At 71.2% G+C, this 21,649-nt stretch carries 16 protein-coding genes; 4 read left to right on the top strand and 12 right to left on the bottom strand.

Annotated features, from left to right (window positions below; all coding sequences use genetic code 11):
- Positions 1 to 3: 3 nt before the first annotated feature.
- Both Q9R20_RS02470 and Q9R20_RS02465 read right to left on the bottom strand, forming a co-directional pair.
- Complete coding sequence (locus tag Q9R20_RS02470) at positions 4 to 690, bottom strand: GntR family transcriptional regulator (RefSeq protein WP_311247848.1); 687 nt, start codon at positions 688 to 690, stop codon at positions 4 to 6.
- Positions 687 to 2,207 carry a fumarylacetoacetate hydrolase family protein gene (locus tag Q9R20_RS02465; RefSeq protein ID WP_311247847.1) on the bottom strand — a complete coding sequence of 507 codons (1,521 nt, stop codon included), beginning with the start codon at positions 2,205 to 2,207 and terminating at the stop codon, positions 687 to 689. Before Q9R20_RS02465 ends, Q9R20_RS02470 begins: the two co-directional genes overlap by 4 nt.
- Before the next feature lie 118 nt (positions 2,208 to 2,325).
- Here Q9R20_RS02465 and Q9R20_RS02460 point away from each other — a divergent pair, with 118 nt between their 5' ends.
- Positions 2,326 to 3,708, top strand: coding sequence for an MFS transporter (locus tag Q9R20_RS02460; protein WP_311247846.1), 1,383 nt, complete (start codon positions 2,326 to 2,328; stop codon positions 3,706 to 3,708).
- A 277-nt stretch (positions 3,709 to 3,985) separates the two neighbouring features.
- Here the strand turns inward: Q9R20_RS02460 and Q9R20_RS02455 are convergent, their stop codons facing one another.
- Together Q9R20_RS02455 and Q9R20_RS02450 are read right to left on the bottom strand one after the other, a co-directional pair.
- Positions 3,986 to 5,644 carry a thiamine pyrophosphate-binding protein gene (locus tag Q9R20_RS02455; protein WP_311247845.1) on the bottom strand — a complete coding sequence of 553 codons (1,659 nt, stop codon included), beginning with the start codon at positions 5,642 to 5,644 and terminating at the stop codon, positions 3,986 to 3,988.
- 198 nt (positions 5,645 to 5,842) lie between these two features.
- Complete coding sequence (locus tag Q9R20_RS02450) at positions 5,843 to 6,547, bottom strand: helix-turn-helix domain-containing protein (RefSeq protein ID WP_311247844.1); 705 nt, start codon at positions 6,545 to 6,547, stop codon at positions 5,843 to 5,845.
- Positions 6,548 to 6,644: 97 nt separating this feature from the next.
- Here Q9R20_RS02450 and Q9R20_RS02445 point away from each other — a divergent pair, with 97 nt between their 5' ends.
- Positions 6,645 to 8,489: an FAD-dependent monooxygenase gene (locus Q9R20_RS02445; protein ID WP_311247843.1), complete on the top strand. Its 1,845-nt coding sequence runs from the start codon at positions 6,645 to 6,647 to the stop codon at positions 8,487 to 8,489.
- A gap of 202 nt (positions 8,490 to 8,691) precedes the next feature.
- On the top strand, positions 8,692 to 10,164 hold the full coding sequence (locus Q9R20_RS02440; protein WP_311247842.1) for an NAD-dependent succinate-semialdehyde dehydrogenase: 1,473 nt from the start codon (positions 8,692 to 8,694) through the stop codon (positions 10,162 to 10,164).
- Between the two features lie 139 nt (positions 10,165 to 10,303).
- Here Q9R20_RS02440 and Q9R20_RS02435 read toward each other — a convergent pair whose 3' ends face one another.
- Positions 10,304 to 11,743 (bottom strand): helix-turn-helix domain-containing protein, encoded by a 1,440-nt coding sequence (locus tag Q9R20_RS02435; RefSeq protein ID WP_311247841.1) that lies wholly within the window; start codon positions 11,741 to 11,743, stop codon positions 10,304 to 10,306.
- A 119-nt stretch (positions 11,744 to 11,862) separates the two neighbouring features.
- Between Q9R20_RS02435 and Q9R20_RS02430 the strand changes: the two genes are divergently transcribed.
- Positions 11,863 to 13,752 carry a phosphoenolpyruvate carboxykinase (GTP) gene (locus tag Q9R20_RS02430; RefSeq protein WP_311247840.1) on the top strand — a complete coding sequence of 630 codons (1,890 nt, stop codon included), beginning with the start codon at positions 11,863 to 11,865 and terminating at the stop codon, positions 13,750 to 13,752.
- Between the two features lie 190 nt (positions 13,753 to 13,942).
- Here the strand turns inward: Q9R20_RS02430 and Q9R20_RS02425 are convergent, their stop codons facing one another.
- The 7 genes from Q9R20_RS02425 to ribD form a co-directional block, all read right to left on the bottom strand.
- Positions 13,943 to 15,808 (bottom strand): ABC transporter ATP-binding protein, encoded by a 1,866-nt coding sequence (locus Q9R20_RS02425; RefSeq protein WP_311247839.1) that lies wholly within the window; start codon positions 15,806 to 15,808, stop codon positions 13,943 to 13,945.
- A gap of 255 nt (positions 15,809 to 16,063) precedes the next feature.
- A complete protein-coding gene (locus Q9R20_RS02420) occupies positions 16,064 to 17,515 on the bottom strand; it encodes an MFS transporter (RefSeq protein ID WP_311247838.1) in 1,452 nt (483 codons plus the stop codon).
- Positions 17,516 to 17,690: 175 nt separating this feature from the next.
- Positions 17,691 to 18,044 carry a Fe-S protein gene (locus Q9R20_RS02415; protein WP_311247837.1) on the bottom strand — a complete coding sequence of 118 codons (354 nt, stop codon included), beginning with the start codon at positions 18,042 to 18,044 and terminating at the stop codon, positions 17,691 to 17,693.
- Between the two features lie 105 nt (positions 18,045 to 18,149).
- Positions 18,150 to 18,623 (bottom strand): 6,7-dimethyl-8-ribityllumazine synthase, encoded by a 474-nt coding sequence (gene ribH, locus Q9R20_RS02410; protein WP_311247836.1) that lies wholly within the window; start codon positions 18,621 to 18,623, stop codon positions 18,150 to 18,152.
- Positions 18,623 to 19,891, bottom strand: a complete 1,269-nt coding sequence (gene ribA / locus Q9R20_RS02405) for a GTP cyclohydrolase II (protein WP_311247835.1) — start codon at positions 19,889 to 19,891, stop codon at positions 18,623 to 18,625. Before ribA ends, ribH begins: the two co-directional genes overlap by 1 nt.
- Positions 19,888 to 20,544, bottom strand: a complete 657-nt coding sequence (locus Q9R20_RS02400; RefSeq protein ID WP_311247834.1) for a riboflavin synthase — start codon at positions 20,542 to 20,544, stop codon at positions 19,888 to 19,890. The genes ribA and Q9R20_RS02400 overlap by 4 nt, the downstream gene beginning before the upstream one ends.
- Positions 20,544 to 21,647, bottom strand: a complete 1,104-nt coding sequence (ribD, locus tag Q9R20_RS02395; protein WP_311247833.1) for a bifunctional diaminohydroxyphosphoribosylaminopyrimidine deaminase/5-amino-6-(5-phosphoribosylamino)uracil reductase RibD — start codon at positions 21,645 to 21,647, stop codon at positions 20,544 to 20,546. The genes Q9R20_RS02400 and ribD overlap by 1 nt, the downstream gene beginning before the upstream one ends.
- Positions 21,648 to 21,649 lie beyond the last annotated feature (2 nt).

The following is a 21,649-nucleotide window of genomic DNA, read 5'->3' as shown; positions in this document are numbered from 1 at the left end:
TCATCAGAAAGCGGGGAGGCCGAGCACCTGGTCGGGGTGTTCGTGGATCATGTAGGCGTCGAGGGTGGCCGAGCGGTGACGCCGTGAGACCTTCTCGATCTCGGCGAGCGGGGCGCCGTTCTCGATGAGCACGAGGATGTTCTCGTGCTCGCGCACCGACTCGGCGGCGCGGCCCGGCACGAAGCTGAACGTCGAATCGCGCAGGTGCCCGAGGCGCGCCCACTCGGCCTGCACCAGTTCGAGCATGCGCGGGTTGGCGCACTTCTCGAACAGGATCGCGTGGAACTCCTGGTTCAGGGCCGTGAACGCGCGCGGGTCGAAGTGCTCGAGCGTCTCGACCATGAGCTCGTTGACCTGTCGCGCGCGACGCACGTCGTCGGTGGTGAGGGCGCGGGCCGACAGGGCGGTGGCCGCCCCCTCGAGCAGGCTCAGCGCCTGCATGCTGAAGCGGTAGGCGGTGTCGTCGACCATCGACACGCGGGCGCCGACGTTGCGCTCGAACGTGACGAGGCCCTCGGCCTCGAGCTGGCGGATCGCCTCGCGCACCGGCACGACGCTCATGTCGAGCTCACCGGCGATCGACCCGAGAACGAGCCGGTAGCCCGGGGTGAACTCCTGGGCGGCGATGCGCTGCTTGATCCAGTGGTAGGCCTGCTGCGACTTGCTCCTGCTCGCCGTGACGTCCGTCATCGGGTGACCTCGCTCTCGTAGCGGGCGCGCCAGTGCGCATTCATCGGGAACAGTCCTTCGATGGGGTGACCGGATGCCACCTGCTCGGCGATCCAGGCGTCTTCGGCCTCTTGCGCGAGGGCGGCGTCGGCCACCTCTTCGGCGATCGCGGGAGGGATGACGATCACGCCGTCGCCGTCGCCGACGAGGATGTCACCGGGCTCGACCGTCGTTCCGCCGCAGCCGACGGCGACGTCGGTCTCCCACGGGACGTGGCGCCGGCCGAGGACGGCGGGGTGCGGGCCGGCGGTGAAGACGGGGATGCCGACGGCGGCAACGGCCTCGGCGTCACGGACGCCTCCGTCGGTGACGATCGCGGCGGCCCCCCGTGCGTGGGCGCGGATGGCGAGGATGTCGCCGAGCGTGCCGGAGCCGGTTTCACCGCGCGCCTCGATCACGATGACCTCGCCCTCGCCGACGGCGTCGAACGCGCGCTTCTGAGCGTTCTGTCCGCCGCCGTGCGAGGCGAAGAGGTCCTCGCGATGCGGGACGAACCGGAGGGTCCGCGCTGTCCCGACGAAGCGGCTGCCCGGGGTGAGCGGGTGAACGCCGTCGATGGTGACGTCGTTCAGGCCGCGCTTGCGCAGCTGCCCGCTGAGGGCGGCGACGGGGACGCGGCCGAGCTTCTCGCGGAGGGCCGGGGTCATGGCATCCGTCGCGGGAGCGGGGGAGGGCTCGGGTGCAGGCTGAGTCGCGCGCGAACGCCCCGTGTCGGTGGCAGCCGCGGCCGCGGCCTCGGCCGACCCCCACGCCTCGGTGCGCTGGGTCTCGTCCACCGCGGGGAGGGAGCCGATCGCGGCATCGAACGCCCGGTCGCCCTGGACCACCGTCGTGCGGAGCCTCCCGGTCGAGTGGGGGCCGGCATCCACCTGTACCTCGACGACCTGGCCCGGCACGACCACCGACGAGCCGGCGGGGGTGCCCGTGAGGATGACGTCGCCCGTCTCGAGGGTGAAGTGCTGCGACAGGTCGGCGACGATCTGGGTGAGGGGGAAGATGAGGCCGGCAGTCGAGTCGTCCTGGACGAGCTCGCCGTCGACCCAGGTGCGCAGGCGCAGGTCGGTCGGGTCGACCGCGCGCGCGTCGATCAGTGCGGGCCCGAGGGGGGTGTACCCGTCGCCGCCTTTGGAGCGGACGTTCGAGCCCTTGTCGTTCGCGCGGAGGTCGTAGAGACCGAAGTCGTTCGCGGCGGTCAGGGATGCCACGTGCGACCACGCGGCATCCGGGGTCACCCATCGCGCGGGTTCGCCGATGACCAGTGCGATCTCGCCTTCGAACGCGAGGAGCTCGGTGCCGGCCGGACGTTCGATGTCGGCGCCGGAGGGGGCGAGAGAGCTCGACGGCTTGAAGAAGTACGAGGGCGCGGCCGGGCGGCGGCCGCGCTGGTCGGCGCGCGAGCCGTAGGAGAGGTGGACGGCCACGATCTTGCCCGGGCGGGCGCCGAGGACGGCGAACCGGGGGTCGGTGGTGTCGGTCATGAGGCTCCCTTGCGTCGTATTCGAAATCGTATACGATGACGAACGCCCCAGCAACACCCGCGCCTCGTCGCCGACGACGACGTCCGGGGTCTGACGATGACGTCTCGAAGGAGTTTCCATGTCCCGCTCTCAACCGCCGGGCTTCACGCCCACCGGAACCATCTCGTCGACCGGCGACCGCCGCCGGGTCGTCTTCGCCACCGTGGTCGGAACCACCGTCGAGTGGTACGACTTCTTCCTCTACGCCTCGGCCGCGGGGCTCGTGTTCGGTCAGCTCTTCTTCGCCCCGGCAGGGCCCGGGATCGCGCAGATCCTGTCGTTCCTCACCGTCGGGCTGAGCTTCCTGTTCCGCCCCCTCGGCGCGTTCCTCGCCGGCCACCTCGGTGACAAGTACGGACGCCGGGTCGTGCTGATGATCACGCTCATCCTCATGGGCGCCTCGACCACGCTGATTGGCGTGCTGCCGACCTACGAGGTCATCGGCGTCGCCGCCCCCGTGCTGCTGATCCTGCTGCGCGTGCTGCAGGGCATCTCCGCGGGAGGCGAGTGGGGCGGCGCGGTATTGATGGCCGTCGAACACGCGCCCAAGACCAAACGCAGCCTCTTCGGCGCTGCCCCGCAGCTCGGCGTGCCGCTCGGCCTGCTGCTCGCCAGCGGCATGCTCGCGCTCATGGCGGTCGTCGCCCCCGGCGACGCGTTCCTCGCGTGGGGTTGGCGCGTGCCGTTCCTGCTGTCGTTCGTGCTGATCCTCGTGGGTTACTACGTGCGCCGGAAGGTCGAGGAGAGCCCGGTGTTCCTCGAGCTGGCTGAGCGCAAGGAGAAGACCCGGATGCCGATCGTGCAGCTCTTCCGCAAACACGCGCTGCTCGTGCTGATCGCGGCCCTCGTCTTCGCAGGCAACAACGCCGTGGGCTACATGACCACGGGCGGCTACATCCAGCGCTACGCCACCAACCCCGACGGTCCCGTGGGCCTGGCGACCGCCGACGTGCTCGGAGCGGTGACGCTGTCGGCCGTGTCGTGGCTCATCTTCACCTGGATCGGCGGATGGATCGGCGACGTCATCGGCCGGCGCACCACGTACCTCATCGGGTGGGCGGCGCTGCTGGTCGGCGTGTTCGTGCTGTTCCCGCTCGTCAACACGGCCAGCATCGGCCTGCTCACGCTGGGCCTCGTGCTGCTGACCGTGGGTCTCGGCCTCACCTACGGCCCCCAGGCCGCGCTGTACGCGGAGCTGTTCCCGGCATCCATCCGCTTCTCGGGCGTCTCGATCTCGTACGCGCTCGGCGCGATCCTGGGCGGGGCGTTCGCGCCGACGATCGCCGAGGCACTGGTCAAGGCGACCGGGTCGACGATGTCCGTCACCTGGTACCTCGCGGGGATGGTCGTGCTCGGCGCGATCGCGACGCTGCTGCTGCGCGACCGCAGCGGCATCCCTCTCGGCCCCGACCACGAGGCGGAGCAGTCGGTGAGCCCGGTGCGCGGGCTGTCGCGGGTCTGACCGACGACCTCCGGCCCCGTCGCGCTCCGGTGCGGCGGGGCCGTGGCGTGTTGCGGCGGCGCCGTTGCGCTCGGGCCGCGCTGTCGCGGATCGCGGCGGGGCTCTTCAGCGTGCGCGCGCGTGTCGGGCTCCGGAGTCCCGTGGGCTGCGGCGACGGCGGGCCGGCCGGGGTAGCGGCTGCGCCGGGCTCCGGAGATGGGTGGGCGCCGAGGTCACCCGGGTGCCAGAAGGCGCTCCTCGCGCCCATTTCTCCGGAGCCCGGCACGGCGGCACGGCGTCACTGCGCCGCGATCTCCTCCCAGTACGGCGCCACCACGTCCGCGCTCACGCGGAGGTCCAGGAGCAGGAAGCGGCGGTCCTCGACCGGCCGGGACACCCAGGATGCCAGCGCCTCGAGGTCGTCGACCGACTCGACCACCACGCCCTCGGCGCCGAAGCCGCGCGCGACGGCGGCGAAGTCGACCTGGGGGATGAGCATCGGGTCGGGGTGCAGGCCCTTGAGGCCGTAGTTGAGCACCTCGGCGCCGTACTGGGCGTCGTTCCAGACCACGGCGATGCCGCGGCCGCCCGCGACCCGCACCGCGGTCTCGAGGTCGGCGAGGGCCATGAGTCCGCCGCCGTCGCCGGTGGTGAGCACGATCGTCGAGTCCGGGCGCGCGACGGCGGCGCCGGGAACGCTCGGGAACCCGAGCCCGATCGACTGGTACGCGGTTCCGACCATGATCATGCGGTCGGGTGAGGCCACGGGCCAATACATGTTCGACCAGCCGAGGAAGTGCCCGCCGTCGGACACGACCACCCGGTCCTCCGGCAGCAGCTCCGCGATGCGTGAGGCGGCGGTGCGCGGGTCGAGGCGGCCGTCAGGACCGAGCCCCTGACCCGCGGGCTGGCGTCTGGCGGAGACGAGGTCGAGGCCGTGACCCCAGGTCGACCCGGTCGCACCGCGCAGTCGCAGGCGGCGGGTGATCTCGATGGCGACGTCGGTGGCATCCCCCCGTACGTATCCGCCGATGTGCGGGTGGGTCGCGGTCGGTGCGAGATCGACCTGGAAGACACGCGTGCCGGGCGCGAAGAGCTCACCGAAGCGCATCGTGAACTGGTTGAGGCCGGCACCGAACACGACGGCGACGTCGGCCTCGCGCACGAGTTCCATCGCGCCGGGAGCTCCGAAGCCGCCCGCGACGCCGAGGTCGCGCGCGGGGTTCGAGAACAGTCCGCGTCCCAGGGCGCTCGTCGTCGTCAAGGCGCCCGCGGTGGCGGCGAGGTCGTCGAGGGCCGCCCCCGCCCCGGCGAGCCAGGCGCCGCGGCCGCCGAGAAGGAGGGGACGCTCGGCCGAGGCCAGCGCGTCGGCGATCTGGTCGATCACCGCGTCGGCGTAGGCGCCGAGAGGGGGATGCTCGGGCGTGACGCGGGGGGCGGCGCCGGGGGCGTCGGCATCCGGAATCGGTCCCACCTCGCGGGTCGCGACGTCGTACGGGATGCCGAGGACCACGGGCAGGCGATAGGTGAGGGCGTGCTCGATCGCGATGACGATGGTGGCCGCGGCGTCGCTGTGGCCCACCGTATAGGTGCGCGCGCCCACCGCGGAGGCCAGGGCGATCTGGTCGACGCCCCACGGGCGAGGGCCCGAGGTCGGCTCGTCGCCCACGATCAGCACGAGCGGGGTCCGCGCCTGCACGGCCTCGGCGAGGGCGGTGAGCGTGTTGGTGAAGCCGGCGCCGTAGGTGGCGGTCGCGGCGGCGAGGCGTCCGCTCGCGCGGTAGTGCGCGTCGGCGGCGACGACACCGGCGGCCTCGTGCCGCACGGCGACGAAGCCCGAGGGGGTCTCGCGCCCGAGGGCGTCGAGGAAGTACGCGTTGCCGTTGCCCATGACGCCGAAGACGGTGTCGATGTGGCGGGCGAGGGTGTGCGCGACGTGCGCGGAGACGGTGGGCATGACGGAGGAGCCTTTCGAGACGGGACGGATGGATGCCGTATGTGTCTCGCGCTTCTCGCGCTACGTGCCCTTTTTTCGAGCAGCGACGCACGACCTCGTGCGACTGACGGGATCGAGTATAGGGGCGTGAGTCGCCAAGATCTGTCGCTTCGGGAACGTCAGAAGCGACAAATTCTGGCGACTCACGCGGGTCGGTGGCTACAGCGCCCGGCGGATCGCCTCGGCTGCCGCCGCCAGACGTGCGGCGATCGCGGCGTCGTCGAGCTCGGTCGCCACGTGCACCGCGGCGACGGCCGCCGGCTCCCGACCCTGCACGCTGAGCGGCACGGCGACCGCGCGCAAGGAGGGGATCACCTCGTCGTGGCTCGTCGCCCACCCGCGCTCCGCGGCCTCGGCGACCTCGGCGGCGAGCCGGGCGTCGACGGCCTCGGGCCAGCGGCGCGGGGGCAGCTGCGCGAGGATCGCCCGGCCCGGAGCTCCCCGGGTGACCGGATGCCGCGCCCCCGGCCGCTGCGCCACGGTCGTCGTCGCGTGGCGCGGCTCGACGCTGGTCAGCGTCACGCACTCGTCGTGGTCGAGCACCACGAGGAAGCACGTCATGCCCAGCTCGTTCGCCGCGGCGGTGAGCTCGGGCAGGGCCTCGGCCTGCAGATCGGCGGCGACGCCCGCGGCCAGCGCGGCCAGACCCGTTCCCAGGCGGACGGCGCCGGCGGCATCCCTCGTCACCAGGCCGTGGTCTTCGAGGGTGCGAAGAAGCCGGTAGGCCACTGATCGGTGGAGGTCGACGCGTGCGGCGAGGTCGTCGATCGAGAGGGGAGTGCGGGCGTCGGCCAGCTCTTCCAGGAGGCGGATACCGCGGCTCAGCGTCTGCGACGCGGGCGTCGTGTCTTGCCGTGCGGGCATGGCTCGGCTAACCTCTCGTTCGAAAGCAGAACGTTGCGTTCGAATATAGAACACGGCGCGCTCCACGGCAACCTCGACATCGACGTCAGGAGAAACGATGCAGTTCCACCACCACGGTTACGTCTCGGGCGACCCGCGCGTGCAGAACGCCGCCGGGACGGGCATCGACCGGCCCGAGCGCCTCCCCGACGAGGTCGACGTGCTCATCGTGGGGTCGGGCCCCGCCGGAATGCTGCTCGCCGCCCAGATGTCGCAGTTCCCCCAGCTCACGACACGCCTCATCGAGAAGCGCGAGGGGCGGCTGCCTCTCGGCCAGGCGGACGGCATCCAGCCCCGGAGCGTCGAGACCTTCCAGGCGTTCGGATTCGCGGATCGCATCACTGCGGAGGCGTACAACATCGGGTGGATGAATTTCTGGGCGCCGGATCCGGAGGACCCCGACCGGATCGTGCGGACGACCCGCACGGAGGACTACGGCCTCAAGATCAGCGAGTTCCCGCACCTCATCGTCAACCAGGCGCGGGTGCTCGACTACTTCGCCGAGGCTGCCGCGAACGGACCGGCGCGCGTGCGCCCCGACTACGGCGTGGAGTTCCTCGGCCTCGAGGTGCGCGACGACCACGTCGAGGTGCGGGTGCGCACGGACGAGGGGGAGCGCACCATCCGTGCGACCTACGTCGCGGGATGCGACGGGGCGCGCAGCGGCGTGCGTCAGGCGATCGGCCGCACGCACGTCGGAGCCGCCGCCCGCCACGCCTGGGGCGTGATGGACGTGCTCGTCGAGACCGACTTCCCCGACTGGCGCATCAAGTGCGCCATCAACGCGGCGGCGGGCAACATCCTGCACATCCCGCGCGAGGGCGGCTACCTCAGCCGTATGTACATCGACCTCGGCGAGGTGGCCGCCGACGACGACCACCGGGTCCGGCAGACGCCGATCGACGAGGTCATCCGCCGGGCGAACGAGATCCTGCACCCCTACTCGATCGACGTGAAGCAGGTCGCGTGGCACAGCGTCTACGAGGTGGGTCACCGGGTGACCGACCAATTCGTCGACGACCTCGAGAACCCCCGCGTCTTCCTCACCGGTGACGCCTGCCACACGCACAGCGCGAAAGCCGGCCAGGGCATGAACGTCTCGATGCAGGACGGCTTCAACCTCGGCTGGAAGCTCGGGCACGTGCTCACCGGCCTCGCCCCCGCCGAGCTGCTGCGCACCTACGACGCCGAGCGGCGCCCGGTCGCGCAGCAGCTCATCGACTTCGACCGTGAGTGGTCGTCGCTCATGGCGCGCAAGCCCGGCGAGATCACCGACCCCGACGAGCTCGCCACCTACTACCTCGCCACCGCCGAGTTCCCCTCCGGCTTCGGCACGCACTACGCCTCGTCCGCGATCGTCGCGGCGGACGCGGCGGCGGAGCTGGCATCCGGATTCCCCGTCGGCAAGCGCTTCCACAGCGTCGAGGTCGTGCGGGTGTGCGACGGCAATCCCGTGCACCTCGGTCACCACGCGAAGGCCGATGGGCGCTGGCGGGTGTACGCCTTCGCGGATGCCGAGGGCTCGGCGCTGCGCGACTGGGCCCAGGCCGCGCGCCCGATCGTGGAGCGCTTCACACCCGCCGGAGCAGACCTCGACGCGGTGTTCGACGTGAAGGCGATCTATCCCGGCCGCTGGGAGGAGATCGTCGACGTGCCGTCGCTGTTCCGTCCGAAGTCGGGCCCCCTGGGCCTGACCGACCTCGAGAAGGTGTTCGCGGCCGCGCCCTCGGCGTGGACGAGCAGCGACATCTTCGCCGAACGCGGGATCGGGGCCGAGGGCGCCGTGGTCGTCGTGCGCCCCGACCAGTACGTGGCCCACGTGCTGCCGCTGAGCGACACGGCGGGGCTCGAGCGCTTCCTCGGCGGCGTGCTGGCGGCGCCGGCGGTGGTTTCCTCGCGATGAACGCTCCCGCGAGTGAGACACGGCGGCACGCGACGTGTCTCACTCGCAGCGGCGTTTATCGCGGGAAGAGTGCGGGGCGGCGCGCGGCGGCGGCTGGCCGTTGCGGCGACCGCGGCAGCCCCTTTGTACAGGACGTATATCGGCACCGCTCCGCGGGCTGAGAAGAATGGGCGAGGAACCCCGCCCCGATCCAGGAGGACTCATGACTGATCCGCGCGAGAGCGAGCTGCTGGCATCCGTGCCCACCGGTCTGTTGATCAACGGCGAATGGCATGCGGCCGAGGGCGGCAGGACCGTCGCCGTGAACGACCCCGCCACCGGCGACGTGCTGATCGAGATCGCGGATGCAAGCGTGGACGACGGCATCAAAGCGATGGATGCCGCGGCGGAGGCGTTCCCGTCGTGGGCGGCGACCCCCGCGCGCGAGCGTGCCGAGATCCTCCGCCGCGCCTTCGACCTGCTGCAGGAGCGCAAGGAGGACGTTGCGCTGCTGATGACGCTCGAGATGGGCAAGCCCCTCGCCGAGGCGCGCGGCGAGGTCGGGTACGGCGGGGAGTTCCTCCGCTGGTTCAGCGAGGTCACCGCGCACACCCAGGGCCGCTACGGCGCCAACCCCGAGGGCACCGGCCGCATGATCGTCTCGCAGCACCCCGTGGGGCCGTGCTACCTCATCACCCCCTGGAACTTCCCCCTCGCGATGGCCACCCGCAAGATCGCCCCCGCGCTCGCCGCCGGGTGCACGGTCGTCATCAAGCCCGCGACCCTCACGCCGCTCACGACGCTGTTCTTCGCGCAGATCCTGCAGGATGCAGGCCTCCCGGCGGGCGTGGTCAACGTCGTCACCACCACGAACACCGGCCCGGTCTCGGAGCGCATCATCTCCGACCCGCGCCTGCGCAAGCTCTCGTTCACCGGCTCGACCCCGGTCGGCGTGAAGCTGTTGCAGCAGGCCGCCCCCGGGGTGCTGCGCACCTCGATGGAGCTCGGCGGCAACGCGCCCTTCGTCGTGTTCGACGACGCTGACCTCGACAAGGCGGTGGAGGGTGCGATGCTCGCGAAGTTCCGCAACATCGGCCAGGCGTGCACCGCCGCCAACCGCTTCATCGTGCAGCGCAGCGTCGTCGAGGAGTTCACCGCCCGTGTCACCGAGCGCGTGCAGGGCATGAAGATCGGCCGCGGCACCGAGGAGGGTGTGCAGATCGGACCCCTCATCGACGACCGCGCGGTCGACAAGGCCAAGACCCTGGTGGGGGATGCCGTCGAGCGCGGCGCGACCGTCACGACCGGCGGATCGCCCATCGACGGCTCGGGAACGTTCTTCGAGCCCACAGTCGTGTCGGACGTGCAGCCGGGCAGCGACATCCTCCGCGAGGAGATCTTCGGACCTGTGCTGGCGATCATCCCCTTCGACGACGAGGACGACGCCGTGCGCCTCGCGAACGACACCGAGTACGGCCTCGTCTCGTACGTTTTCACCGAGTCGCTCGCGCGCGGTCAGCGCATGATCGACAAGCTCGAGACCGGAATGATGGGCCTCAACGTCGGCGTCGTCTCCAACGCCGCCGCCCCCTTCGGTGGCTGGAAGCAGTCGGGCCTCGGCCGCGAGGGCGGCGACGAGGGCATCCACGAGTACCTGCAGACGAAGTACACGCTGACGGCGAACCCCTACGCCTGAGCCCCCGGATGCCACGATCCCGCGCCCCGCGAGGGCCCGGGGACCGTGGCATCCGGGCGTGGATCGCGCGAGTCGCCAGAACTTGTCGCTTCCGGGCCGTGCGAAGCGACAAATCCTGGCGACTCACGCGAGAGCGGCGTCAGCCGTCCGCGTGCCGGTCCAGGAACGCGAACACCTCGGCGTCGTCGACGCCGGGGAACATCCCGCGGGGGAGCGGCGAGAACATGTGGCGGTGCACCCGTGCGCTCGGCCACGCCTTGCCCTGCCAGCGTTCGGCGGCCTCGGCGTCGGGGCGGCGGCAGCACGACTCGTCGGGGCAGTGCGAGACGCCGCGTTTGGCGGTCTCGCGGCCGCGGAACCAACGTGCGTCGTCGAACGGCACGCCCACGGTGATCGAGAAGTCGCCGTCGCTGGTGGTGCCCGTCTGCGTGGAGCACCAGAACGTCCCCGCCGGGGTGTCGGTGTACTGGTAGTGCTCGGTCGTGCGGTTGTGCTCGGCGAACGCGGAGCGCGCGGAGAACTTCTTGCACACGATCTGCCCCTCGACCGACCCCGTGACGTCGGTGGGCAGCGGCAGCCCGTCGTTCTCGTACACGCGCGAGATGGCCCCGTCGCCGTCGACGCGCAGGAAGTGCAGACGGATGCCGAGATGCGTCGTCATGAGATTGGTCATGCGCATCGCGGCGGCCTCGTGCGTCACGCCGAACGCGTCGCGGAAGTCCTCGACGGCGAGGTTGCGGTCCTTCTTCGCCTGCGTGAGGAACGCGACCGCACCCGTCTCGGGCATGAGGCAGCACGCGGCGTAGTAGTTGATCTCGAGCCGCTGCTGCAGGAAGTCGGCGTAGTCGGTGGGTGGGCGGTGCCCCAGTAGGCGGTGCGCCATGGCCTGCAATGCCATCGAGCGCAGACCGTGGCCACCGGGGATCGACGCCGGGGGCAGATAGATGCGACCGTTCTCGAGGTCGGTCACCGAACGCGCGGAGTGCGGTAGGTCGCTGACGTAGATGAGCTCGAAGCCCAGCTGCTCGGCCATGATGCTCACCGTCCGGTGCGTCAGTGCGCCCGTGCTGTGACCGGCGGCCTTCAGCTGCTTCTCGGCGAGACGCTCGATCTCGGGGAGGTGATTGGCGGTCTCGCGCAGGCGTAGACGCAGCTCGGTGTTGGCGCGACGCGCTTCCTCGGGGCTGGCGATCGTCTCGCGCTCGCGGCGCTGCAGTTCGCGATGCAAGCCCAGCACCGCCTCGATCGTCTCGTCGCTGGTCCCCTTGGTCACCTTGACGGGAGGGATGCCGAGTTGCCGGAAGAACGGGCTGGTCTGGGCCCGTTCGAGCTCGATCTCCAGGGCCGCCCGACGGTTCGGGGGCTCCCGGGAGAGCAGCTCGGTGACGTCAGTCTCGGTGGCGCGCGCGATCTCCTGCAACAGCGAGAGCTTGGGCTCGCGCTTGCCGTTCTCGATCAGGCTCAGCTGACTGCCGGCGACCCCGACCAGGGCGCCGAGCTCGTCGAGGGTGTACCCGCGGGCGAGTCGGTGATGGCGGATGCGATGACCCAGGGTCGTCAGTTCGAAAGTCGAAGCCATTCCTTGACGATAGCGAAAGAATTACCCTTCTTGCACGCAGATTGCGTGGAAAGACCCCCTTGATCGCCCTCACTATGGAGGAAGACCACCGAATTCGCTCTCAATCGAGGAGAACGACAATGGCACTTGCCGACATCTTCGCCGCCCGCCCCCAGGGTCGCGCCGCCGCGACCGCCGCCCCCGCACGGCGTCCCGGCTACGGCGTCCGCCCCGCCGTCGAGGGCCCGGGCCTCGCCGCCCTGACGGCCTGGGTCGACCAGGTCGCCGCCCTCACGCAGCCCGACCGCATCCACTGGGTCGACGGCTCCGCCGCCGAGAACGACGCCCTCCTTCGCGAGATGGTCGACGAGGGCAAGCTCATCAAGCTCAACCCCGAGTGGCGTCCCGGCTCCTACCTCGCACGGTCGCACCCCGGCGACGTCGCGCGCCTCGAGTCGCGCACCTACATCGCTTCCGAGAACGAAGAGGATGCCGGCCCCACGAACAACTGGATCGCCCCGGCGGAGATCCGCGAGACGCTGAACGGCGTCTTCGAGGGCTCCATGCGCGGGCGCACGATGTACGTCGTGCCGTTCTCGATGGGCGCGGTCGGCGGACCCCTCAGCCACATCGGCGTGCAGATCACCGACAGCGCCTACGCCGTGGCATCCATCGGCGTCATGACCCGCGTCGGCACCGCCGTCACGGAGCAGATCGCCCAGGGGGCGCCGTGGGTCAAGACCGTGCACTCGGTTGGTGCTCCGCTGACTCCCGGACAGGACGACGTGGCGTGGCCCTGCAACGACGAGAAGTACATCGTCCACTTCCCCGACACCCTGGAGGTGTGGTCGTTCGGCTCGGGCTACGGCGGTAACGCGATCCTGGCGAAGAAGTGCTTCGCGCTGCGCATCGCGTCGGTCATCGGGCGCGACGAGGGCTGGCTCGCCGAGCACATGCTGCTGATCCGCGTGATCGACCCCAAGGGCACGGCGTACCACGTGGCTGCGGCGTTCCCCTCGGCCTGCGGCAAGACGAACCTTGCGATGCTGCGGCCGACGATCCCCGGCTGGCGCGTCGAGACCCTCGGCGACGACATCACCTGGATCCGCCCCGGCGAGGACGGCCGCCTCTGGGCCATCAACCCCGAGGCCGGCTTCTTCGGCGTCGCGCCCGGCACCGGTGAGTCCACCAACGTCACCGCGATCGAGACGCTGTGGGGCAACACCATCTTCACGAACGTCGCGCTCCGCCCCGACGGCGACGTCTGGTGGGAGGGTCTGACCGACGAGGCGCCCCCGCACCTCATCGACTGGGAGGGCAAGCCCTGGACGCCCGCGTCGGGTCGCCCGGCGGCGCACCCCAACTCGCGCTTCACCGTGGGGGCTGCGCAGTGCCCGCAGATCGCCGAGGACTGGGAGGCGCCCGAGGGCGTGCCGCTCGATGCGATCCTCTTCGGCGGTCGCCGCGCCACGAACGTGCCGCTGGTCGTCGAGGCCACCGACTGGTCGCACGGGGTGTTCATCGGCTCGACGGTCTCGAGCGAGAAGACCGCGGCCCAAGAGGGCACCGTCGGCGAGCTCCGCCGCGACCCCTTCGCGATGCTGCCCTTCTGCGGGTACAACATGGGCGACTACTTCGGCCACTGGCTGAAGGTCGGCCAGAAGCTCCGCTTCGACCGCGCGCCGCGAATCTTCCAGGTCAACTGGTTCCGCAAGGGCGACGACGGCCGCTTCCTCTGGCCCGGGTTCGGCGACAACGCCCGCGTGATCGACTGGATCATCCGCCGCATCGACGGACAGGTGGATGCCGTCGACAGCCCGATCGGCCGCCTGCCGAAGGTCGAAGACCTCGAGCTGTCGGGCCTCGACCTGCCGGCCGCCGACCTCGAGGAGCTGTTCTCGATCGACCGGGACTCCTGGCTCGCCGAGGCCGACCTGACCGAGGAGTTCTTCGACACGTTCGGATCGCACCTGCCGGCCGCTCTGCGCGCCGAGCTCGCGGCTCTGCGATACCGCCTGCAGCGGTCCTGAAGCCGGCTCGCCGCGCCCGCGGCATCCCGCGGACCGCGCGAGCCCTCGAATCGACGCCCCTCCCGTTCTTGGCGCGCGGGAGGGGCGTCGGTGTTCTCCCGCGGTGCGCCGTGCCCGGTCCCGCGCGAACCAGGGCATCGACCATTGCGAAACCCGGGCCACAGGCCGGCCGCGCCCCGCCCGGCGAACGTCAGACCAGCAGCTGATGCTTCGCGAGGTCGCGATAGAGCGGAGTGGATGCCACCAGCTCGCTGTGCGTGCCCTGGCCCACCACCCGACCGTCCTCGAGAACGACGATCAGGTCGCTGTCCACGACGGTCGACAGGCGGTGCGCGATGACCAGCAGCGTGCGATCGGCGGCGACGGCGTCGATCGCCTCGCGCATGCGCTGCTCGTTGACGCCGTCCAGCGACGAGGTCGACTCGTCGAGCAGCAGCACCGGGGGAGCGGCCAGCAGGGCGCGCGCGATCGCGAGACGCTGGCGCTCACCGCCCGAGAGCATCACGCCGTCCTCACCCACTGGGGCGTCGACGCCGAGAGCGTTGCGCTCGAGCACGTCGCCGAGGTTGACCGCGCGCAGCACCCGCTCGCAATCGGCATCGGATGCCGCGGGGGAGGAGAGGCGCAGGTTGTCGGCGATCGTGCCGGCGAGGGTGGGAGCGTCCTGCTCGACGTAGCCGAAGCGCGAACGCAGCTGGTCGCGGGGCAGCACGCGGGCGTCGACGCCGTCGATGAGGATCGCGCCGCCCGTGGGGTCGTAGAAGCGCTCGACGAGCGAGAGGATCGTGCTCTTGCCGGCGCCCGACGGTCCGACGAGCGCCACACGCGAGCCGCGGGGAACGGTGAACGAGACGCCGCGCAGCACCTCGCGGTCGCTGTCGGCTTCGGCGGCACCGGCGTCCAGGTGCACCTGGGCCAGCACCGAACGCGCCTCCTCGGCAGCGGCCTCGCGCGCCTTGACGACGTGGTCCGGGTAGCGGAAGCGCACCTCGCGGAACTCGATCGCCGCGGCATCCGTCACCGGGGTCGTCCCCGACGGGCGGTCGGCGTGGTCTTCGAGGGGGAGGTCGAGCACCTCCTGGATTCGTCCCAGCGCACCCAGCGCCTGGTTGACCGACGTGATGGCGCCGATCGCCGAGGCGAGCGGTTGCACGAGCAGGAAGAGGAAGATCACGAACGTGACGAGCGAGGCGACGTCGATCGCCCCGGATGCCACGCGGTATCCGCCCACCCCGAGCACGACAAGGAGCGACACCTGCAGGGCGACGAAGGCGATCGGCACGATCAGTGCCGACACGCGTGCGATGCGCACGCCGGCGGCGTAGGCGGCGGAGGCGTTCTCGGTCACGGCGGCGATCTCGCGCTCCGTGGCCCCCGACGCGCGGATGGTGCGGATCGAGCCCACCGCCCGCTCGACCCCCGACGACAGCTCGCCGACCCGGGCCTGCTGGACGGCGGATGCCGCGCGGATGCGCGTGCTCAGCAGCACGACCACCGCGAGCGAGGCGCCGACGACCACCACGATGAGCACGAGCAGCAGCGGGTCGATAAACGCCATCGCGATCACCGCGCCGACGAGGATGAGCGCGTTGCCGACGGCATCCGCGAATCCCTGCGTGAGCACGGCGTACAGCAGGGTGGTGTCGGTGCCGACGCGCGAGACCAGGTCGCCGGTGCGCCGGGCATCGAACTCGCTGATGGGCAGGCGCAGGATCCGCGCGATGAGACGCCGTCGCGAAGAGTAGACCACCGCGGTGCCGGTGCGCTGCAGCAGGTAGTGCTGGAAGCCCGAGATGATCGAGGACAGCACCACGAACGCCACCAGAAGCCACACCAGGGCGGCCAGCGGGACGCTGTTCTGCACCCTCGAGATGACCTCCCCCACCAGCAGCGGCTGGGCGAGCGTGGCGGCCGCGCCGAAGACGCTCAGCACCCCGACGACGACGAGCGTGCGCTTGTGCTCGAGCAGGAAGGGCAGCAGCTGACGGAACGACGCGCGCGGGCCCTCGGGCACGCGGCGACCGCGCCGACCGCGCGCGGGAGCGGGAACGGACATGCTCACCTCGGGGAAGGAAATGGGGTCCTTCGACCGTACCTCGCACCGCTGACCCCGCCGGTCGCTCCGTTCGACGGCGTGCCGAACTCCGGAGTTGGGCGAGCAGCGCGCACGAGCACCGCCCCGGGCGCGACTACCCCGACCTGAGTTCGGCGCGTCGCGTGAAGGCCGCCAGCCGCGCACACCCCCGCCCCGGAGAACGACGGATGCCACGAGGCCGAGGCCCCGTGGCATCCGGTGTCGAGAACGAACGCGTTACGGCGCGGTCGCTCCGGCGGCGATGTTGTCGTCGTAGTCGATGTCTTTCGTCTCGGGCGAAAGGACGAGCGCGATGAGCGTCAGCACGCCCATGGCCGAGAGGTACAGACCCACCAGCCACGGGTTGCCGTCGCCGGCCGCCCACAGGGCAACGGCGACGATCGGCGCGAGGGCCGCGCCGAGGATCGACGAGACGTTGTACGAGATCGCCGAGCCCGTGTAGCGGGTGTTGGTCGGGAACAGCTCGGGCAGGACGGCGCCCATCGGGCCGAACGTGGCGCCCATGAGCAGGAAGCCGAACACGAGGAAGGCCTGCACGAGCGCGCCAGTGAACTTCGGGTCGGCGTGCGGCAGCAGGAAGACCGAGAACGTCAGGCCGAACACGATGATCGCGACCGTCACGCCGATGAGCAGGCGCTTGCGGCCGATCGCATCGGCGACAGGTCCCGACAGCATCGTGAAGACGCCGAAGAACACCACGCCGATGATCTGCATGATGACGAAGTCGGTGTAGCCGAAGCCGAGGCCGGGAACGTAGGCGGCGGCGTCGAACGCGGTGCCCGCCTTCTCCGCAGCGGCGGCGGCGCCGTCGAGCGTCGGCTTGGTGCCGTACGACAGCGTGAAGCTCGTCATGAGGTAGAAGAGCACATACGTCGCCAGCATGATGAACGTGCCGAGGATGAGCTGCTTCCAGTTGCGCCGCACGACCTCGCCGAGCGGGAACTTCTTGATCGCGCCGGTCTTCTCGGCCTTCGAGAACGACTCGCTCTCGACGAGCTTCAGGCGCACGTACAGGCCCACGATGACCATGACGGCCGAGAAGAGGAACGGCACGCGCCAGCCCCACGCGAGGAACTCGGCCGACCGCTGGGCGGTGCCGTCGGGGTGCGGCAGCGCGAAGTTGATCACGAGGAACACCGTGTTGGCGATGATGAAGCCGATCGGGGCGCCCAGCTGCGGGAACGTCCCGAACAGGGCGCGCTTGCCCTTGGGGGCGTTCTCGGTGGCGACCAGCGCCGCGCCCGACCATTCGCCACCGAGCGCGAAGCCCTGCGCGAGGCGCATGATCAGCAGGAGGACGGCCGCCCAGACGCCGATCTCGTTGAAGGTGGGCAGGCACCCGATGAGGAAGGTGGCCACACCCATCGTGAGAAGGGATGCCACGAGCGTGGCCTTGCGACCGAAGCGGTCGCCGAAGTGGCCGAAGACGATGGCGCCGAGCGGGCGCGCGACCATGGCGGCGCCGAAGACGCTGAACGACAGCAGGAGCGACGTGGTGTCGTTGCCGGTGGGGAAGAAGAGCACCGGGAAGACGAGGACGGCCGCGGTGGCGTACGCGTAGAAGTCGTAGAACTCGATCGTCGTGCCGACGAGGCTGGCGGTGATGACCCGCGAGCGCGGGTTGGCCGGGACGACGGCGGAGCGGGTGGTGGGGGATGAAGAGGTCATGAGCGCCTGACGAGAGGGTCGAACGGTGGCGTCCGGGGTGGGACGCGGCGGTGCTGCGCGCGCTCACGGGGGTGGGTGCGAGCGTGGAGGCGGAGGATCACCGGGACGTCCCCGCGTCAGGGGCGTCAGACCCTACAGTCTATGCGTTCGCTGAACCCGGTCCCGGCCCGGAGGATCAGCGCCAGATGACCGCCAGCCCCGCGTTCAGCAGGGTCAGAATGCCGATGGACCAGAAGATCGCGGACGGCAGCGCGTCCGTGCGCCGCTGACGCGCCGAACCGGTGCCCAGCAGCGCGCCGATGACGAGCAGCACGACCAGTTTGATCGCGATCTTCGTGTAGTTGAGGTCGTGGTCGAGACCCCACGGCGCCGACAGCGCGAGGCCCGAGATCAGCGAGATCCCGAGGGCGGGGTTCATCACGCGCGTGATGCGGTTGCGCCGTGCGGCCGCCTCGACGACCCACGCGCCGAACAGTACCGCGAAGCCGACGAGGTGGACGAGGACGACGACGTTGCGCAGGATCTCCATGCCCGTCAGATTATGGATGCCGTGCCGCGGTCGCCAGCAAGGCGGGCCTCACCGCGACGGGCAAGCGCGGACGCGAAGTCCCCGAGCCCGCCCGCTGGACGGCTCTCAGCCGCGCAGCTCCCGCAGCAGCAGAGCGGTGCGGATCGCCGCGTCCGCGGCCTCTTCGCCCTTGTCCTCCTTCGAGCCCTCGAGACCGGCGCGGTCGAGACCCTGCTGCTCGTCGTCGAGGGTCAGCACCCCGAATCCGACGGGCTTGCCGGTGTCGAGCGCGACGCGCGTCAGGCCGTCGGTCGCCGCCGACGAGACGAACTCGAAGTGCGGGGTCCCACCGCGGATGATCACGCCGAGGGCCACCACGGCATCCGCTCCGCCGTCGAGGGCGACCTTCGCCGCGACCGGCAGCTCGAACGAACCGGGGACGCGCACGACGCGATACGTCGCGCCCGTGGCATCCAGGATCCGCTTCGCACCGGCGATGAGTCCGTCGGTGATGACCTCGTGCCAGGTTCCGGCGATGACGACGACGTTCAGGCTCGAGGCGTCGACGCCGCCGGTCTCGGGTGCTCCACTGCCGGCCATCAGGCGCTCTCTTCCTTCATGTGCGCGAGGGCGTCGCGCAGGTCGTCCTCGGCGATGACGTGGCCCATGCGGTCGCGCTTCGTCTCGAGGTACTGGTGGTTGTTGGGACCGACACCGACGAGCAGGGGGACCTGCTCGACCACGTCGAGGCCGAAGCCGCGCAACTGGTTCACCTTGTCGGTGTTGTTGGTCAGCAGGCGCACCTGCTCGACGCCCAGGTCGGCGAGGATGCCGGCCGCGGCGGCGTAGTCGCGGGCGTCGGCGGGAAGGCCCAGGGCGAGGTTGGCATCCACCGTGTCCATGCCGCGCTCCTGCAGGCTGTACGCGCGCAGCTTGTTGATGAGCCCGATGCCGCGGCCCTCGTGGCCGCGCATGTAGATGACGATGCCCCCGTCGCGGTCGATCGTGTCGAGTGCGGCGTCGAGCTGCGGGCCGCACTCGCACTTGAGCGACCCGAAGGCCTCGCCGGTCAGGCACTCCGAGTGCACGCGCACGAGGGGGGCCTTCTCGGTCAGGTCGCCGGAGACCACCGCGAGGTGATCGGTGCCGGTGACCCGGTCCTTGTAGGCGAGGAAGCGGAAGGTGCCGTGCGAGGTGGGGACGTTCGACTCGGCGCGCAGGCTCACCCGGCGACGCGGGGCGGCGGTCGCGGGGGCGGGATCGGTCTCGTCGAGGTAGGCGATGAGCTGCTCGATCGTGATGACGGGGATGCCGTCGCGCTCGCCGAGCTCGAACAGTCCGGGCAGGCGCATCATGCTGCCGTCCTCGGCGACGACCTCGGCGATCGCACCCACCGGCTGCAGGCCGGCGAGGCGCATGAGGTCGACCGCGGCCTCGGTGTGCCCCGCGCGCTCGCGCACGCCGCCGTCGACGGCGCGCAGCGGCAGCACGTGGCCGGGACGGATGAGGCTCGTCGGCACCGACTCGGGGTCGGCGAGCACGGTGAGCGTGTGGGCGCGGTCGGCGGCGCTGATGCCGGTGGTGACCCCCGAGGCTGCATCGACGCTGACGGTGTAGGCGGTGCCGCGGGCGTCCTGGTTCACCTCGACCATGGGCGGGAGGTCGAGACGGTCGGCCCACTCGGCCGGCATGGGGGCGCAGACGTACCCGCTGGACCAGCGGACGGTCCACGCCATCCACTCGGGGGTCGCGAGCTGAGCCGACAGGATGACGTCGCCCTCGTTCTCACGGTTCTCGTCGTCGGCGACCAGCACCGGGCGACCCTGGCGCAGGGCCTCCAAGGCCTCGGGGATGGTGGACAGGCTCATGCGGAGCCCCTCTCGGTCGTTGCGGCCGCGGCCGCGGGGTTCTCGGTTGTACGGAAGGCGAGCATGCGCTGCACGTGGCGCGCCAGGATGTCGGTCTCGAGGTTGACGGGGGTACCCGCCTCGGCCCGCCCGAGGGTCGTGGCCGCGAGCGTCTCGGGGATGAGCGAGACCTCCAGCCAGGGCTCGGACTCGTCGGCGGGGCTCACCGCGCTGACCGTGAGAGAGACGCCGTCGATCGCGATGGATCCCTTGTCGACCACGAGAGGGGCGAGCGGGGTTGGGATGCCGACCCGCACGACGCTCCACTGCGCGCCGGGCCGCACCTCGCGCACGATGCCCGTGCCGTCGATGTGTCCCTGGACGATGTGGCCGCCGAGGCGGCCGTGCGCCGCGGTGGCGCGCTCGAGGTTGACGGCGCGCCCGGGAGCGACATCGGCGAGCGTCGACATGTCGAGGGTCTGCTTCATGACGTCGGCGGTGAACCAGTCGGGGCCCTGGTCGACGACGGTGAGACACACACCGCTGACCGAGATCGAGTCGCCGTGACCGGCGTCCGACACCGAGAGGGGAGCGCGCAGCGTCAGCCGCACGCCGTCGCCCGAGGGCTCGACGGCGGTGACGGCGCCGATCTCTTCGACGATTCCGGTGAACATCAGGCGTCTCCTCTGTTCGTGAGCGCGGGCGCGGGGCGTCCCGGCTCGGCGGTCGGGGCGGTCACGGCGTGTCCGCCCGTGGCGGGGTCGGACGGCTCGGGGCGGGCGACGATCAGGAGATCGTCGCCCAGGGTCTGCAGCGAGGTCACGACCAGGCGCCGTGCGTCGGCGATGGTCGGCACGCCGATGTCGCCGACGGCGAGGCGCGATCCGCCCAGGAGCACGGGCGCGACGTAGACGAGCACCTCGTCGGCGAGACCGGCGCGCAGGAACGCGCTCGCCAGCGTCGGGCCGCCCTCGACGAACACCCGCTGCACGCCCCGGCCCGCCAGGTCGTCGAGGACCGCGGGCAGGTCGTGGGTCGCATAGAACAGGGGCGAGCGGGGGTGCCGGTGCACGGCGGCATCCGGAGGGGTCTCGCGGGTGCCGATCACGACGGGAACGGGCTGGGCCTCGAGCAGCGAGCCGTCGGCGGCGCGCGCGGTCAGCGCCGGATCGTCGGCGCGCACCGTGCCGGTGCCGGCGACGATCGCATCGGCGGCCGCCCGGCGTGCGTGCACGTCGCGGCGCGCGTCGGGACCGGTGATCCACTGGCTGGTGCCGTCGTCGGCGGCGGCGCGACCATCGAGGCTCTGGGCCCATTTGACGGTGACGTGGGGACGACCGGTGCGCTTCACGGCGGTCCAATCGTGGATGAGCGCCTCGGCGGCATCCGCTTCGACACCCGACTCGACCTCGACGCCCGCCGCGCGCAGCCGGGCGGCGCCCCCGGCGGCGGTGTCGGTGGGGTCGTCGAGGGCGAACACGACGCGGTCGACGCCCGCGTCGATGAGCGCCAGGGCGCACGGGCCGGTGCGACCGGTGTGGTTGCAGGGCTCGAGGGTCACGACGGCGGTCGCACCACGGGCCGCTCCGGGCGCGAGCTGAGAGAGGGCGTCGACCTCGGCGTGCGCGGTGCCGGCGCCGCGGTGGTACCCCTCGGCGAGCGTTTCGCCGGTGGGGGAGAGGATCACGGCGCCCACCTGGGGGTTCAGACCGCGCGGTCCGCGCCGGGCGAGCTGAAGCGCTCGCCGCATGGCGTCGATCTCGACGGCGGATGCCATTT

The organism is Microbacterium sp. PRF11, assembly GCF_031844085.1.
Classification (GTDB): domain Bacteria; phylum Actinomycetota; class Actinomycetes; order Actinomycetales; family Microbacteriaceae; genus Microbacterium.
Note: the sequence above shows the minus strand (reverse complement) of the source record. Positions and strands in the feature narration are given on the sequence as shown.